13 protein-coding genes are annotated in these 13677 nt (G+C 59.9%); 7 read left to right on the forward strand and 6 right to left on the reverse strand.

All coding sequences use genetic code 11. From position 1 onward, the window contains the following. Positions 1–6: 6 nt before the first annotated feature. Both ASD36_RS26425 and ASD36_RS26430 read right to left on the reverse strand, forming a co-directional pair. On the reverse strand, positions 7–1179 hold the full coding sequence (locus ASD36_RS26425; RefSeq protein ID WP_060502582.1) for a CaiB/BaiF CoA-transferase family protein: 1173 nt from the start codon (positions 1177–1179) through the stop codon (positions 7–9). A gap of 8 nt (positions 1180–1187) precedes the next feature. Further along, complete coding sequence (locus tag ASD36_RS26430; RefSeq protein ID WP_060502581.1) at positions 1188–2375, reverse strand: acyl-CoA dehydrogenase; 1188 nt, start codon at positions 2373–2375, stop codon at positions 1188–1190. A gap of 139 nt (positions 2376–2514) precedes the next feature. Between ASD36_RS26430 and ASD36_RS26435 the strand changes: the two genes are divergently transcribed. The 3 genes from ASD36_RS26435 to ASD36_RS26445 all read left to right on the forward strand — a co-directional run bounded on the left by ASD36_RS26435 (position 2515) and on the right by ASD36_RS26445 (position 5950). Further along, the gene (locus tag ASD36_RS26435) at positions 2515–3756 is read left to right on the forward strand and encodes a Xaa-Pro peptidase family protein (RefSeq protein ID WP_060502849.1); all 1242 of its coding nucleotides are present in this window, start codon (positions 2515–2517) and stop codon (positions 3754–3756) included. A 12-nt stretch (positions 3757–3768) separates the two neighbouring features. Continuing rightward, positions 3769–4725, forward strand: a complete 957-nt coding sequence (locus ASD36_RS26440; protein WP_060502580.1) for a LysR family transcriptional regulator — start codon at positions 3769–3771, stop codon at positions 4723–4725. A 97-nt stretch (positions 4726–4822) separates the two neighbouring features. Further along, positions 4823–5950 carry an FAD-binding oxidoreductase gene (locus tag ASD36_RS26445; RefSeq protein WP_060502579.1) on the forward strand — a complete coding sequence of 376 codons (1128 nt, stop codon included), beginning with the start codon at positions 4823–4825 and terminating at the stop codon, positions 5948–5950. Here ASD36_RS26445 and ASD36_RS26450 read toward each other — a convergent pair. Beyond that, complete coding sequence (locus ASD36_RS26450; RefSeq protein ID WP_082511987.1) at positions 5925–7460, reverse strand: UdgX family uracil-DNA binding protein; 1536 nt, start codon at positions 7458–7460, stop codon at positions 5925–5927. The two genes, ASD36_RS26445 and ASD36_RS26450, sit on opposite strands and share 26 nt — an antisense overlap. Further along, the gene (locus ASD36_RS26455) at positions 7460–8692 is read right to left on the reverse strand and encodes a putative DNA modification/repair radical SAM protein (protein WP_060502848.1); all 1233 of its coding nucleotides are present in this window, start codon (positions 8690–8692) and stop codon (positions 7460–7462) included. The genes ASD36_RS26450 and ASD36_RS26455 overlap by 1 nt, the downstream gene beginning before the upstream one ends. A 124-nt stretch (positions 8693–8816) precedes the next feature. Here ASD36_RS26455 and ASD36_RS26460 point away from each other — a divergent pair, with 124 nt between their 5' ends. Then, complete coding sequence (locus ASD36_RS26460) at positions 8817–9377, forward strand: type 1 glutamine amidotransferase domain-containing protein (RefSeq protein ID WP_060502578.1); 561 nt, start codon at positions 8817–8819, stop codon at positions 9375–9377. A 24-nt stretch (positions 9378–9401) separates the two neighbouring features. Beyond that, positions 9402–9905: a pyridoxamine 5'-phosphate oxidase family protein gene (locus ASD36_RS26465; protein ID WP_060502577.1), complete on the forward strand. Its 504-nt coding sequence runs from the start codon at positions 9402–9404 to the stop codon at positions 9903–9905. A gap of 59 nt (positions 9906–9964) precedes the next feature. On the opposite strand, the gene ASD36_RS26470 is transcribed toward ASD36_RS26465, so the two are convergent. After that, complete coding sequence (locus ASD36_RS26470; RefSeq protein ID WP_244481947.1) at positions 9965–10561, reverse strand: flavin reductase family protein; 597 nt, start codon at positions 10559–10561, stop codon at positions 9965–9967. Positions 10562–10812: 251 nt separating this feature from the next. Here ASD36_RS26470 and ASD36_RS31075 point away from each other — a divergent pair, with 251 nt between their 5' ends. Beyond that, positions 10813–10989 (forward strand): hypothetical protein, encoded by a 177-nt coding sequence (locus ASD36_RS31075; protein ID WP_164491976.1) that lies wholly within the window; start codon positions 10813–10815, stop codon positions 10987–10989. 16 nt (positions 10990–11005) lie between these two features. On the opposite strand, the gene ASD36_RS26475 is transcribed toward ASD36_RS31075, so the two are convergent. Continuing rightward, on the reverse strand, positions 11006–11920 hold the full coding sequence (locus ASD36_RS26475; RefSeq protein ID WP_060502576.1) for an AraC family transcriptional regulator: 915 nt from the start codon (positions 11918–11920) through the stop codon (positions 11006–11008). Between the two features lie 191 nt (positions 11921–12111). On the opposite strand from ASD36_RS26475, the gene ASD36_RS26480 reads away from it, so the two are divergent. Beyond that, positions 12112–13584 carry an alpha-glucosidase/alpha-galactosidase gene (locus tag ASD36_RS26480; RefSeq protein WP_060502575.1) on the forward strand — a complete coding sequence of 491 codons (1473 nt, stop codon included), beginning with the start codon at positions 12112–12114 and terminating at the stop codon, positions 13582–13584. Positions 13585–13677: the final 93 nt, after the last annotated feature.

Raw genomic sequence — 13677 nt, forward strand, 5'->3', positions numbered from 1 at the left:
GTGTCTTCACGGCTTCATCCCGATCTCGGCCAGCACCTCATGCGTATGTTCGCCAAGTCTTGGCGCGCCACGCTCCAGGGCCAGTCCGGCACCAGAAAACTGGATGGGCGTGCGCACCCCCGGCGCCGTTCCGGACGCCGATCCCGTGTGCGGCGGATCGACCCGCATGCCACGGTGGAGAATCTGCGGGTCTGAAAACACATCCGCGACCGTATTGATCGGCCCGCCGGGAACACCGGCCGCCTCGAGCATAGTCAGCAGCGTATCGCGATTGAAGGTCACCGTTCGCGCCGCCAGTTCCGGCGTCAGCGTATCGCGATGCTTTACCCGGCTGGCGTTGGTCAGGTAGCGCGGGTCGGTCGCCAGAGTATCGAGACCGAGCAGCGTGCAGAACTTGACGAATTGCCGGTCATTGCCGACGGCAACGATCAGGTGACCATCGGAAACCGGAAACACCTGATAGGGCGCAATATTCGGATGTGCGTTGCCGAGGCGGCGCGGTGATTGGCCGGAAACCAGGAAATTCAGCGCCTGGTTGGCAAGCACCCCGGTCATGCTGTCGAACAATGCCATATCGACCTGCTGGCCAACGCCGGTCCGTTCACGCATATGCAGCGCCGCCTGGATGGCGATAACGCCGTAAAGACCGGTAAAGATATCCGCGAAGGCGACGCCGATCTTCTGTGGCTCACCCTCCGGGTCCCCCGTCAGGTCCATGATGCCGCTCATGCCTTGAATGATGTAATCATAACCGGCGCGGTGGGCATAGGGGCCGTCCTGACCGAAGCCGGTGACGGAGCAATAGATCAGCCGCGGATTGACCTTTTTCAGGCTTTCGTAATCCAGCCCGTACTTGGCCAACCCACCAACCTTGAAATTTTCTAAAAGCACATCCGACTGTGCCGCCAACCGCCGAACAGCCTCCTGCCCTTCCTTGGTGGTGAAGTCGAGGATGACCGAGCGCTTGCCCCGATTGCAGGCGTGGAAATAGGCGGCATCCAGATGGCCGCCGGTGTCGCTCTCGATGAACGGAGGACCCCAGGTGCGGGTGTCATCCCCCGCTGGGCTTTCCACCTTGATGACATCGGCACCGAGATCGGCAAGCGTCTGGCCGATCCAGGGTCCCGCCAGGATGCGGGCGAGTTCGAGAACCTTCAGGCCCTTCAGCGGCGTTTCCATGCCGGCGCTCAGAAGAAGGCCTGCAGCCCGGTCTGGGCACGGCCGAGGATCAGGGCGTGAACGTCATGGGTGCCCTCGTAGGTGTTCACCGTTTCGAGGTTCACCATATGACGCATCACCTGATAATCCTCTGAGATACCGTTGCCGCCATGCATGTCGCGGGCGGCGCGGGCGATATCCAGCGCCTTGCCGCAATTGTTGCGCTTGACGATCGAGATCATTTCCGGCGCCATCCGGCCCGCATCCATCAGCTGGCCGACGCGCAACGACGCCTGCAGGCCAAGGGTAATTTCCGTCTGCATGTCGGCAAGCTTCTTCTGGAACAACTGCGTCTGCGCCAGCGGCTTGCCGAACTGCTTGCGATCGAGACCATATTGACGGGCCGCATGCCAGCAGAATTCCGCCGAGCCCAGAACGCCCCAGGAAATGCCATAGCGGGCGCGGTTGAGGCAGCCGAACGGACCCTTCAGGCCTTCGACATTTGGCAGCAACGCGTCTTCGCCGACTTCAACATTGTCCAGCACGATTTCACCAGTGATCGATGCCCGCAGCGACAGCTTGCCACCGATCTTCGGAGCCGACAGACCCTTCATGCCCTTTTCCAGCACGAAGCCGCGAATGGCATTGCCATGCGCCTCGGACTTTGCCCAGACGACGAAGACATCGGCAATCGGTGCGTTCGAGATCCACATTTTCGAACCGCTCAGCCGGTAACCGCCATCGGTCTTTACCGCCCGGGTCTTCATGCCGCCGGGGTCGGAACCCGCATCCGGCTCAGTCAAGCCGAAGCAGCCGATGAATTCGCCGCTGATCAGCTTCGGCAGGTATTTCTGGCGTTGTTCTTCCGAGCCATAGGCATGGATCGGGTAAATGACGAGGGAGGATTGGACGCTCATCATCGAGCGGTAGCCGCTATCGACCCGCTCGACCTCGCGGGCAACCAGACCGTAAGCCACATAGGATGCGCCAACGCCACCATAAGTATCCGGCACGGTGACACCGAGTAGGCCAAGTTCACCCATTTCGCGGAAGATCGATGGATCGGTCGTCTCGTTGCGGTAGGCATCGATGACACGTGGCTGCAGCCTGTCCTGCGCGTAGGCGCGGGCCGTATCGCGGATCATCCGCTCATCTTCAGAAAGCTGATCCTCCAGCAGAAATGCGTCGTCCCACTGGAATTCCTGTCTTGCAGCCATGTCTTCCTCCCGTCACTTTCCTTCTTGTATCCGTTATGGCAAGCCGGGCAGGGCGACACAAACGAAAATGCGGCACTGCCTCATGCGCTGCGGGAATGGCGGCGTGCAGGACGTTGAAACGACAGGACAAGGAAACGGCATGGCACACCTCGACAGGACACGCGCATCGCAACTGATGGAAGCCGCCGGGCTTGACGCGCTACTGCTGCTTTCGCCGGAAAGTTTCACCTACGCCACCGGTGCACCTGCAGGCGTTGCCACCATGTGGCGGCGCGCCGGCGCCGTGGCGGCCATTGTTCCCGCCGACCCGGCGGTTCAGGAAGCCGCTGTCGTCACCGACCTGTTCGAGGCTGCGTTTCGCGCCTCCAGCGCGCTCACCGATATCCGTATCAATCCGATCTGGGTGGAGACCGGTGATATCAGAGGCATGGAAGCCCAGCCGCCAGAGGAATTGATAAAAGCGGCCTGGGCAAGACAGGGGCGTGCACCCGGCTTCGAGCGTCCGGAAACCTTCGATGCCAGCCATGGCTTCCAGCTCGCCGCGGCGCTTCTCGCAGAAAGGGGTCTGCACGAAGGCCGTATCGGCATTGAATTCGATGGCCTTTCCGTCTCCGATTTCCGGCTGCTGTCTGTCGCTTTGCCCGATGCCGAATTGCTCGATGCCTCAGACCTTGTCCGGCGATTGAAGATGATCAAATCGCCGAGCGAAATCGGCCATCTGCGTACCGCCGTCGAACTGGCCGAGGCCGGAATCGTCGCTCTGCGCGAAACCATCGACATCGGCATCAGCCGCGATGCGCTGGCCGCCGCCTGGGAGAAGGGCGCGCGGGCTGAAGCCGGACGGCGCAACGTCCAGAACCTGACGGGCCTTTGGGAATATGTCTCCGTTGGCCAGAATCCGTGGACCAAGGGCGGCGTGGTGGAGCGCGGCGATCTGATCAAGGTCGATGTCGGCTGTTTGATTGCCGGCTATACATCCGACACCGGCCGCACCGTCGTCTGCGGCACGCCATCCGCTCTGCAGTCCCGCTTGTTCGATGCCCTACAAACCGCCTATGGCGCCGGCCTGCCGTTGCTGAAACCCGGCATCGCCATGAGCGACGTGCACCGGGCAACAACCGACGCGATGGCGAAGGCTGGTTTTCCCGGCTATACGCGGGGCCATTTCGGCCATGGCCTGGGCGCCGGTCTCGGCAGCGAGGAATGGCCGTTCCTCTCGCGGCAATCGGATGTCATCCTCGAGCCGGGCATGGTGCTCGCCTTTGAAACGCCGTGGTATGTCGATGGCGTGGGCGGCATGATCATCGAAAACCAGCTGCTGATTACACCGGATGGCCACGAGATCATGAACCGGCTACCGTCCGGTCTCGTCTCCCTCTGATCGCGGGTTGCCATGCCTGACAATCGCCTCGAACGCTTCGCTCATAATCTCGACTGGAACCTTTTGCGCACCTTCGTCGTCGTGGTCGAGGAAGGCAGCATCACGGCAGCCGCCAACCGGCTGCTGTTGCAGCAACCGGCCGTCAGCATGGCTCTGAAGCGGCTGGAACAGACGGTCGGCCAAAAGCTCATCGACCGCCGCCCGGGCCGCTTCGATCTGACGGAGGCCGGCGAAAAGCTGCACCGCCAATGCCGCGATATCTTCGCAGCGGTCGTGCGCCTGCCGAACGCGCTGGAAACCGCAGGCGACGACGTGACCGGCCATGTCAGCATTCATTCGGTCAGCCATGCGCACAATCCGGCCTGGGATCGCAAGCTTGAGAGCTTCTTTCATCTCTATCCGAAGGTGACACTCAGCATCACGGTCGAAACAACCGTCAGCGTCATCAGCGCCGTCGAGCGCAACATTGCTACCATCGGCCTGTGCGATGGTAATATTCCTGAAGCGCTGGATAAGGCCTTCCATATCCGCGAACAGTACGGGCTGTATTGCGGCCGCGGCCACCGTCTGTTCGGCGCAAAGACCGCAGCCTTGAACGACTTGCGCGGCGATCCCTACATCGCGTTCATCGCCGATGTTCTCGGCGGCCAGCATATGAATGCCATTACCGCCGTGCGCGCCATGGGCTCCTTCGGCCAGCAGGTGCGAGCCGTCTCCTGCAATGTCGAGGAAGTGCTGCGCCTGATCGCGGCCAATATCGGCATCGGCATGGTGCCGGACCACCTGGCGGCGCCGGGTCTTGCCGCGGGCGAGCTCTGGCAATTGCCGCCCTACGATCTGTTGCCGACCACGGATGTCTTCCGCATTACCAATCCCAACGCGATCCTCAATCCGGCCGAAGCCGCCTTCCTGCGCCATGTTACAGACACCGAACCGCTGGACCATAGCGCAAGGCATCAATCTGCCTGATAGTGAGCTTCTTCACTATAAATTTGAACATTGAAGGGGGTGCCTCTAGGGTCCGTCTGCGCGATGGAGATCGCGAGAGAGCAGGGGACGAACTGACATGCAGACATTCGACGTGGCCATCATCGGCGGCGGCATCGCCGGGCTGTCGCTCGCCTATTTTCTCAGCCCCCATCGCTCTGTCGTCGTGCTCGAACGGGAAACGGCGCTCGGCTACCACAGCACCGGCCGCTCTGCCGCCGAATTCGTGCTGCGGTACAATGCGCCGGAGGTCTGCCAACTGGCAGCGATCGCCAAGGATTTCTTCGATAGCCCGCCGGATGGATTTTCGGACATCCCGCTGTTGAAGCAGCGTGGCGGCGTGATGATCGCCACGGCCGAAAAAGCCAAACGTCTGGGGGAGGTTTTCCGCGCAGAAATCGGCTTTACGCCCGAGCTGGAAATGCTGGACGAACAGGACCTGTTGACGCGCCTGCCGGTCCTGAAACCCGGCTATGCCGCCGCGGCATTCTACGATCCCAACTTCTGGGATATCGAGGTGGAAAGCCTACTGCAGGGCTATGTCAAAGGCGCGCGCCGCAACGGCACGGAGATCCGCGAGCGCCACGCGGTTCTGTCCGCCAGCCATGATGGCCAGGCTTGGACCATCGAAACGTCATCAGGCGCTGTCCGTGCCAAAACCGTGGTCAATGCGACCGGTGGTTGGGCTGATGCGATGGCGGAAATCTTTAGCGTCGAACCACTCGGCATCATCCCGCATCGCCGCACGGCCATCACGGTCGATCTTCCGGAGGGGATCGATATCTCCGACATGCCGGAGATCAATGAAGTCGACGAAGACTTCTACATGAAGCCCGATGCCGGCCGGCTCTTCGCCAGCCCGGCCGACGCCACCCCATGCGAACCCGGCGACGTGCAACCGGAGGAACTCGATGTCGCCTGGGCCGCCCATTATGTCGAAGAAGCGACCACAATCCCAATCCGCCGCGTCGCCAAGAGCTGGGCCGGTATGCGCAGTTTTTCGCCCGACAAGCTGCCGGTGATCGGCTTTGCGCGAGATCATCGGGATCTCTTCTGGCTCGCAGGTCAAGGCGGTTACGGTATCCTGACTTCACCGGCCCTTGGCGCTTTGGCTGCCAGTCTTTTGACAGGTCAACCTCGGCCGGAAGGCTTTAGCGTAAAGGCACTTGATCCCTCAACGTTCAACCCACTCCGATTGACGGCTTGATATCACCCGTTGCGGGTACCCTCCACTCCACCGCGGGATGAGACATCGCCTGCCTCCCGAAGGAGGCCGCACGAGCAATGTCCGAGCGAAACCGCGCCATTTCTTCCAGCCTGCGTCCCTCATCCGGGATGCGCAGGAGATAGGCCGGATGCACGGTGACAAGCAGCAACTGCCCGTGGCTAAGCTGCAGCATCTCGCCGCGCAAATCGGCCAGACGCTGCCGGCTATCGGTCAGCGCCATCAGTGCCGTTGACCCCATTGCCACCACCAGCTTCGGCTTGATCAGTGCCAGTTCCCGCGTCAGCCACCATTTGCAGTGCTGCACTTCCCCGACATTCGGCTTCTGATGGATGCGGCGCTTGCCGCGCGGCTCATATTTGAAATGCTTGACGGCATTGGTGACATAGGTCTCCTTGCGATCCAACCCTGCTTCCTGAGCAGCTGTATTGAACACCGCGCCCGCTGGGCCGACGAAGGGCCGCCCGGCCAGATCCTCCTGATCGCCCGGCTGTTCGCCAACGATCATGATCCTGGCATCCTGCGGTCCTTCGCCAAAAACCGTCTGCGTCGCACTGCAATGCAGGGGACAGCGCGTGCAATGGCGTGCCTCCTCGCGAAGCTCCTCAAGCGTCCCTGCCGACGCCTGCACGATGTCCGGCTCGGCTCGGGCGAGGGCCTGCAGCCGTTGGTGAAACAGCGGGGCTTCGCTCGCTGCCCGTTCGGCCATGGCAACGACGCTCGCCTCGGCTCCGGCAATCAAGCCCGGGATGAGTTCCGCCTCCGGCAGGTTCTTCCAGTATTTCTTCGGCATCTCCGTCATCATCATCTTCACCTTCAGACGGGCCGGGTTGAAGATGTTGGAAAAATAGGTTTGCCATAGCCTATCGGTGCTATCCACCAGCATCGGATTTGCCGCGGGTTCCGTTGAAATCGTCAAGGCGTCGCCATCCCAGGCCGCCGTCCCTTTCGGCGTGGCGATGATCCAGTCCATGTCGGTAAAACGGCGCTGGAAGAACGGCGCGGCGCGCGCAACGATATGATGATCGGGCTCGAACCAGGCCAGAAAACGCCGGCGCGCATATCCCTGCTCGGCATCGATCTCCTTGAAGCGGACGAAGGCCGTCATCTTGTGGCAATCGCGCCGCACGGATTTTTCCATCGCATGCAGCTGGGCCACGTCGGCATCGGAGAGCACCTGCAGAAGCGTGCGCTCACGCTGCAGCCGAAAAAGAATCCGGTAGAGAAGCTGGAAACGCAGGGGATCGCTGTGGCAGATCACAGCTTGTGCCAATGACAAAAACGCCTTTGGGACAGTCACGGCCGGCACGGACGCTGCAGCGGTATTAGGCGCCTGCGGTGCTTCGGCAGCAGGTCCGAACAGATCGTCCACCGCACCGTTCCTGCAACGCCAGTCAATCATTCGCGGCTCTGTGCGGGCAAGCAGCAGAGTTCGGGCAGCCTCCCGCCACTCCGTCAAATCTCCCCGGCCCTCCAACGTAACCGTTACCATCACAAAAGCGCCAGCTGTTCGGGTTTGGGCTCGAACATGGCCCGCAGATCAGAGCGATCGATCAGCCGATGCGGTGTCCAGCCCTCGGTGACGACGAAGGACTGCACTTTCTTGATCGAGACGTGCAGGCGCGCCAGATCCTCCAACCGCAAACGGCGGTGTCGCCGGGCAGACAGAATGCCGCTGACGGCCTTTGTTCCCAACCCCGGCACCCGCAGCAGCATCTCGCGTTCCGCCGTGTTGATATTCACCGGAAAACGATGGCGATTGGCCAGGGCCCAGGCGAGCTTCGGGTCCAGTTTAAGGTCCAGCATACCATCCGGCTGGTTCTCGGTAATTTCCTCGATGCCGAAACCGTAGAAGCGATAGAGCCAATCGGCTTGGTAGAGCCGGTGTTCGCGCATCAAGGGCGGTTTGATCAAAGGCAGATTTTTCGAGGCGTCGGGGATGGGGCTAAAGGCAGAATAATACACCCGGCGCAGTCCGTAGCTGCCATAGAGCCGTGCGCTGGTGCCAAGTATGCCCTTGTCATTGGTTTGATCAGCCCCGACAATCATCTGCGTGCTCTGGCCCGCCGGTACGAAACGCTTACGCCGCTTCGTCTGCAGTGTCGGCTCGCCGGCAGCCTCGATCTTCAGCCTGAGTTCACCCATCGATTTACGGATGTTGGCCGGCCGCTTTTCCGGCGCCAGCCGGGTCAGCGCAGAATCAGTCGGCAACTCGATGTTGATAGAGAGACGATCGGCATAAAGTCCGGCCTGCTCGATCAACAGTGGCGAGGCCTCCGGGATCGACTTCAGATGAATATAGCCACCGAATTTGTGGGTGACACGCAATTCCCGTGCGATGCGGACCATTTCCTCCATCGTGTAATCCGACGAGCGGATGATCCCCGACGAAAGAAAAAGGCCTTCGATATAATTGCGCCGGTAGAATTCCAGTGTCAGCCAGATGACCTCCTCGACGCTGAAGCGTGCCCGCTCGACATTGCTGGACGACCGGTTGATGCAATAGGCACAATCGTAGATGCAGAAATTCGTCATCAGGATCTTGAGCAGCGAAATGCAACGTCCATCCGGCGCATAAGCGTGGCAAATGCCTGACCCTTCGGTCGATCCCAAGCCGCCGGACTTGGACGAATCCCGCTTCACCGTCCCGCTTGAGGCGCAAGACGCATCGTATTTGGCGGCATCGGAAAGGATGGCCAAGCGTTCATTCAGCGATTTCTTCATATTGTTCATGATATGTTCTTTTCCGATCTTCGTCAACGTGAGGAACCCGAAAGATCGGAACGATTGGCGGAGGCGGCCGTTGTAGGCACGAACCCTCTCAAATCTTGAAGAAGGAGATGGCCTCATGCCGTTCATCGACAAATCCAAAATCCTCATTCTTGCCACCCATGGCTATGAACGCTCCGAACTGCGCGTGCCGCTGGACGAGCTGAAAAACCGTGGCGCGAGCGTCAAGATCGCTTCTCTCGACAACGATCCTATTAAGAGCTGGGACAAGAAAGACTGGGGCGACACGGTGAATGTCGACCTCCTTGCCAGGGATGTGAATATCGACGATTTCGATGCACTTGTTCTGCCCGGCGGCCAGATGAACCCTGACATTCTGCGTCACGATACGGATGCGATGCGCGTTGTCAGGGAATTCGTCGCGTCCGGCAAGGCTGTCGCAGCCATCTGCCATGCGCCTTGGCTGCTCATCGAGGCCGATGCGGTGCGTGGTCGCAAGATGACGTCCTATATCTCGATCAAGACCGACATGAAGAATGCCGGGGCGATCTGGTCGGATGAGGCTGTCGTGACCGATAAGGGCATCATCACTTCGCGCAATCCAGGCGATCTGCAACCATTCATCGCCAAGATCGTTGAGGAGGTCGAAGAGGGCCGCCATGAGCGCCGTGCCGCCTGATCCCGCCGCAGGAAAGGAAAAACAATGGCCGATCTTTCAAAGACCAAAAATGATCCGTTACAACAGCTGTGGGACGTGGCTGGCGATATCCATGCCGGGATGCTGGGCGTCGAGGGCTCCAAGCAGCATATGCAGCCGATGGCACCTTTCATCGAAAAGGAAACCAATTCAATCTGGTTCTATTCCAGGGCCGATAGCGATCTCGTCAAGGCAGTGCGTACCGGCGACCGGGCGCATTTCTGCATCATCAGCAAGGACCATGACTATCACGCCTGCCTCGCCGGCATGATCGACGAGGTGGAATCCCGGACGCATATCGAAAAATTCTGGTCGCCGATGGTGGGCGCCTGGTTCGAGAACGGTAAAGACGATCCATCCCTGACGATGCTTCAGTTGAAGCTCGATGACGTGGCAATCTGGGCCTCTTCGAACAGCACGCTGCGCTTCGGATGGGAAATGGCCAAGGCCAATCTGACAGGCAAGGAGCCGGATCTCGGCGTCCATACCCAGATATCACTGCCACACTGACCCCTCATCGGTGTGGATCTGGCGTCCCGTCCCCGTTCCTCGGGGGCGGGGCGTTTTCATCAGAGCGAAAAGCGGCCGTATCGGCCATTGCTATAGACCAAAGAATGTCCGTCGCCAGCAACGATGGAGACGACGCGGCCGAGAATGATCGCGTGGCTGTGGCGTTCGATCACCTCGTCCACTTCACAATCAATACCAGCCAACGCACCGCGCAGGACAGAAGCCCCGCTTGCCAGCGTAAACCACTCTGCTCCGTCATAGCGCTCGCTTCCCTTCAAACCGCCCTTGCCGGCAAACCGGTCGGCGACATCCTGCTGGTCGGCGCTGAGAATATTGACGCAGAAATGCCCGTAGCGGCTGATGATGGGCCAGCTGGACGAGCTGCGATTGATGTTGACGATCATCGTTGGCGGATCGACGGACAGAGCAGTGGCTGACGTCACTGTCGCGCCGGTCCGTTCGTCACCAACGCCGGCGGTAATGACGGAGACACCACCCGGCATCCGCCGCATCGCCGATTTCAAGGCATCCTCATCCGCCACATGCGGAAAGGACTGCCCCTGTGGCGCGATGGTTCGGTCGAGCGAATTTCTCAAAGCGAGGTTCATGCGGGTCCACTCTTTTGCCGTCTCGTTCACGATGGCCGATTTACGCATGGAAAATGCCCTCGTCTCAAGCAAAGAACACCCGTGGCCGCCCGGGAAGCCGGATCGCTTTTTCAATCATCATAAAATTTATAGATTATATTATTTTCTAAAGGGAGACGAAATTTGCCAAGCTTGGATGCTCCCCGAATGCAGCTTCGCCAAATAGGATATCAAAAGTATAGACTATTGACAGTCGCATCAATTGTGTCAGGATTGTGTTAACGGCCGTTAACCGGTCCACGGAAACAGCGGAGAACGGAATGTTTTATCACGGTGGAATGACACTGGGTTACCTGACACCTCCGGTGAAAAAAGAAAAGGCCATCCGCGTGGAAATGCCCGTTCGCCAAAGCCGCGAAGAGCAGACCGAGTATGAACAGGAGCGCGATCAGGAACTGAGCCGCGCGTTTCTCACGCCCTGGCACCTCTTCTACTGATCCGTAGGCAGATAGACTATTGGGCCGCCACCGCGCCACGGCCATTGGCAGCGATAGAGGAATACATGCCCGTCGTGCGGAATTCCGTCGGGCTGGCGCCGAAATAACGGCGGAACACCTTGGCGAAATAATTCGGGTCTTCGAAGCCCGCCATGATCGCCACCTCCTTGACAGAGAGATGCGCCGCATTGGTCAGCAATTTCGTGGCGCGCCGCAACCGTTTACGCAGCACGAATTCGGCTGGTGGCATGCCCTCGCTGGCGGCAAAGACCCGAGAGAAATGCGCCCGGCTGAGACCCGAAACCTCAGCGAGGGTCTCGACCGGCAACGGGCGCTCAAGATTGGCCATGATGTGGTCGATGACATGCTGCATCGTCCGGTATTCCTGGCCGATAACAGGATGCGAGCCGAAAACATCGTCATACAACACCATCGCCGATTCATATGCGATGGCGGACGCATTGCCCGGGGCCTCGGCGCCACCGGAAATCAGCCGCAGACTGCAATCGGCAAGACGCTCGATCGTTTCCGGCTTGAGATTGAGGATCGGCCCGGTGGTCGCAAGAATCGCCTTATGGATGCGCAACGCTTCCTCACCGTTCATGGAAATCCAGAAAAACTCCCAGCGTCCGTTCCGCTCCAGCCAGTAGCGGTGATTGTGGGGCACCAGAACCAGCAGGGTCTCGCCCTCGCGCACCCGATAGGTGCGGTTTTCGTAGCGCAGGTTTCCCGCGCCGGCGATCGTGTGCTGAAGCACGGTGAACGGTGTCTGCCCGCGCTTGCGGCCATCCCAGTCATAGGTCTCGTCGGTGCGGATTTCATAGCCCGTGCTGGTCGGCATTGTGTGCAGGCTATGGCGTCCGCGCGGCAGGGAAACCGTCCGCATCACCGGTCCATTCTCGATCAGTCGTTTCAGCATAGAATTACCCATGAAAGCATAATACCTCTCTGGCGGCACCTTTCATTATACGCATAATGCCCCTCAACAAAGCAAGATGACCGGATTGGAACGGCATCGACGGGGAGAACCGGCACGCAGAGTGCGTTTGATCGCAATGTGTCCGGTGCATTGATTTTACCCTGTCCGTTCTTCCCGGCCAAACGACCAGCGACGAGGACAGCATGAGCAGCTTCAAGATAGCCATTATCGGCGCCGGCAGTGTCGGCTTCACCAAGAAACTCTTCACCGACATTCTCTGCGTGCCGGAGTTCCGCGATGTCGAGTTCGCGCTTACCGATTTGAGCGAGCACAATCTCGGCATGATCAAGTCGATCCTCGACAAGATCGTCGCCTCCAACAACTTGCCCGCCAAGGTCACCGCCTCGACCGACCGCCGCGAGGCAATATCGGGTGCGCGCTACATCATCAGCTGCGTCCGCGTCGGCGGTCTGGCAGCTTACGCCGACGATATCCGCATCCCCTTGAAATATGGCGTCGACCAGTGCGTCGGCGATACGATCTGCGCCGGTGGCATTCTCTACGGCCAGCGCAATATTCCGGTCATCCTCGACTTCTGCAAGGACATCCGCGAACTGGCCGAGCCGGGCGCGAAGTTCCTCAACTATGCAAACCCGATGGCGATGAACACCTGGGCTGCGATCGAATATGGCAAGGTCGATACGATCGGTCTTTGCCACGGTGTCCAGCACGGCGCCGAACAGATTGCCGAAATCCTCGGCGCCAAGGATGGCGAACTGGATTACATCTGCTCCGGCATCAACCACCAGACCTGGTTCACCGATGTCCGCGTCAAGGGCCGCAAGATCGGCAAGGATGAGCTGGTCGCCGCCTTTGAGGCACATCCGGTCTTTTCACAGCAGGAAAAGCTGCGTATCGATGTGTTGAAGCGTTTCGGCGTCTATTCCACCGAGAGCAACGGCCACCTGTCGGAGTACCTGCCTTGGTACCGCAAGCGGCCGGAGGAAATTACCCGCTGGATCGATATGTCCGACTGGATCCACGGTGAAACCGGCGGCTACCTGCGCCATTCGACCGAGACCCGCAACTGGTTCGAGACCGAATATCCGCAGTTCCTGGAAGACGCAGGTAAGCCGATCGATCCGGCCCGCCGTTCCAACGAACACGCCAGCCATATTCTGGAAGCACTGGAAACCGGGCGCGTCTATCGCGGCCATTTCAACGTCAAGAACAACGGCGTCATCACCAACCTACCGTCGGACGCGATCATTGAATCGCCCGGCTTCGTCGATCGCTTCGGCATCAACATGGTCGCCGGTATCACGCTGGCGGAAGCCTGCGCTGCCACCTGCATGTCCTCGATCAATGTCCAGCGCATGTCGGTTCACGCCGCCATCTCAGGCGACATCGACCTCCTGAAACTCGCGGTGCTGCACGATCCGCTGGTTGGCGCCATCTGCACACCGGAAGAGGTCTGGCAGATGGTCGATGAAATGGTCGTCGCCCAGGCCGAGTGGCTGCCGCAATATGCCCATGCAGTACCCGCAGCCAAGGAACGCCTAGCCAGGGGTACCGTGAAGACCCGTGACTGGAAGGGCGTTGCCCGCCGCGAAGTGCGCTCGATCGATGAACTGCGCGCCGAGAAGGAAGCAACGAAGCTGAAAGCCGCAAGCTGAGCTGCAGCAAGACGCGCAAGACCCGTTTGCTTGAGGAGGAAATCGGTCTGAGGGTGGGCAATCCGTTGCCCGCTCCATTCCGGCAGATGGCAG

This window comes from Rhizobium sp. Root1334, assembly GCF_001426665.1.
Lineage (GTDB): Bacteria > Pseudomonadota > Alphaproteobacteria > Rhizobiales > Rhizobiaceae > Pararhizobium.

Bases quoted from the DNA above. Each gene is read 5' to 3' on its own strand.
- ASD36_RS26425 (WP_060502582.1), bottom strand. From the start codon at position 1,179: ATGGAAACGCCGCTGAAGGGCCTGAAGGTTCTCGAACTCGCCCGCATC.
- ASD36_RS26430 (WP_060502581.1), bottom strand. From the start codon at position 2,375: ATGGCTGCAAGACAGGAATTCCAGTGGGACGACGCATTTCTGCTGGAG.
- ASD36_RS26435 (WP_060502849.1), top strand. From the start codon at position 2,515: ATGGCACACCTCGACAGGACACGCGCATCGCAACTGATGGAAGCCGCC.
- ASD36_RS26440 (WP_060502580.1), top strand. From the start codon at position 3,769: ATGCCTGACAATCGCCTCGAACGCTTCGCTCATAATCTCGACTGGAAC.
- ASD36_RS26445 (WP_060502579.1), top strand. From the start codon at position 4,823: ATGCAGACATTCGACGTGGCCATCATCGGCGGCGGCATCGCCGGGCTG.
- ASD36_RS26450 (WP_082511987.1), bottom strand. From the start codon at position 7,460: ATGGTAACGGTTACGTTGGAGGGCCGGGGAGATTTGACGGAGTGGCGG.
- ASD36_RS26455 (WP_060502848.1), bottom strand. From the start codon at position 8,692: ATGAAGAAATCGCTGAATGAACGCTTGGCCATCCTTTCCGATGCCGCC.
- ASD36_RS26460 (WP_060502578.1), top strand. From the start codon at position 8,817: ATGCCGTTCATCGACAAATCCAAAATCCTCATTCTTGCCACCCATGGC.
- ASD36_RS26465 (WP_060502577.1), top strand. From the start codon at position 9,402: ATGGCCGATCTTTCAAAGACCAAAAATGATCCGTTACAACAGCTGTGG.
- ASD36_RS26470 (WP_244481947.1), bottom strand. From the start codon at position 10,561: ATGCGTAAATCGGCCATCGTGAACGAGACGGCAAAAGAGTGGACCCGC.
- ASD36_RS31075 (WP_164491976.1), top strand. From the start codon at position 10,813: ATGTTTTATCACGGTGGAATGACACTGGGTTACCTGACACCTCCGGTG.
- ASD36_RS26475 (WP_060502576.1), bottom strand. From the start codon at position 11,920: ATGGGTAATTCTATGCTGAAACGACTGATCGAGAATGGACCGGTGATG.
- ASD36_RS26480 (WP_060502575.1), top strand. From the start codon at position 12,112: ATGAGCAGCTTCAAGATAGCCATTATCGGCGCCGGCAGTGTCGGCTTC.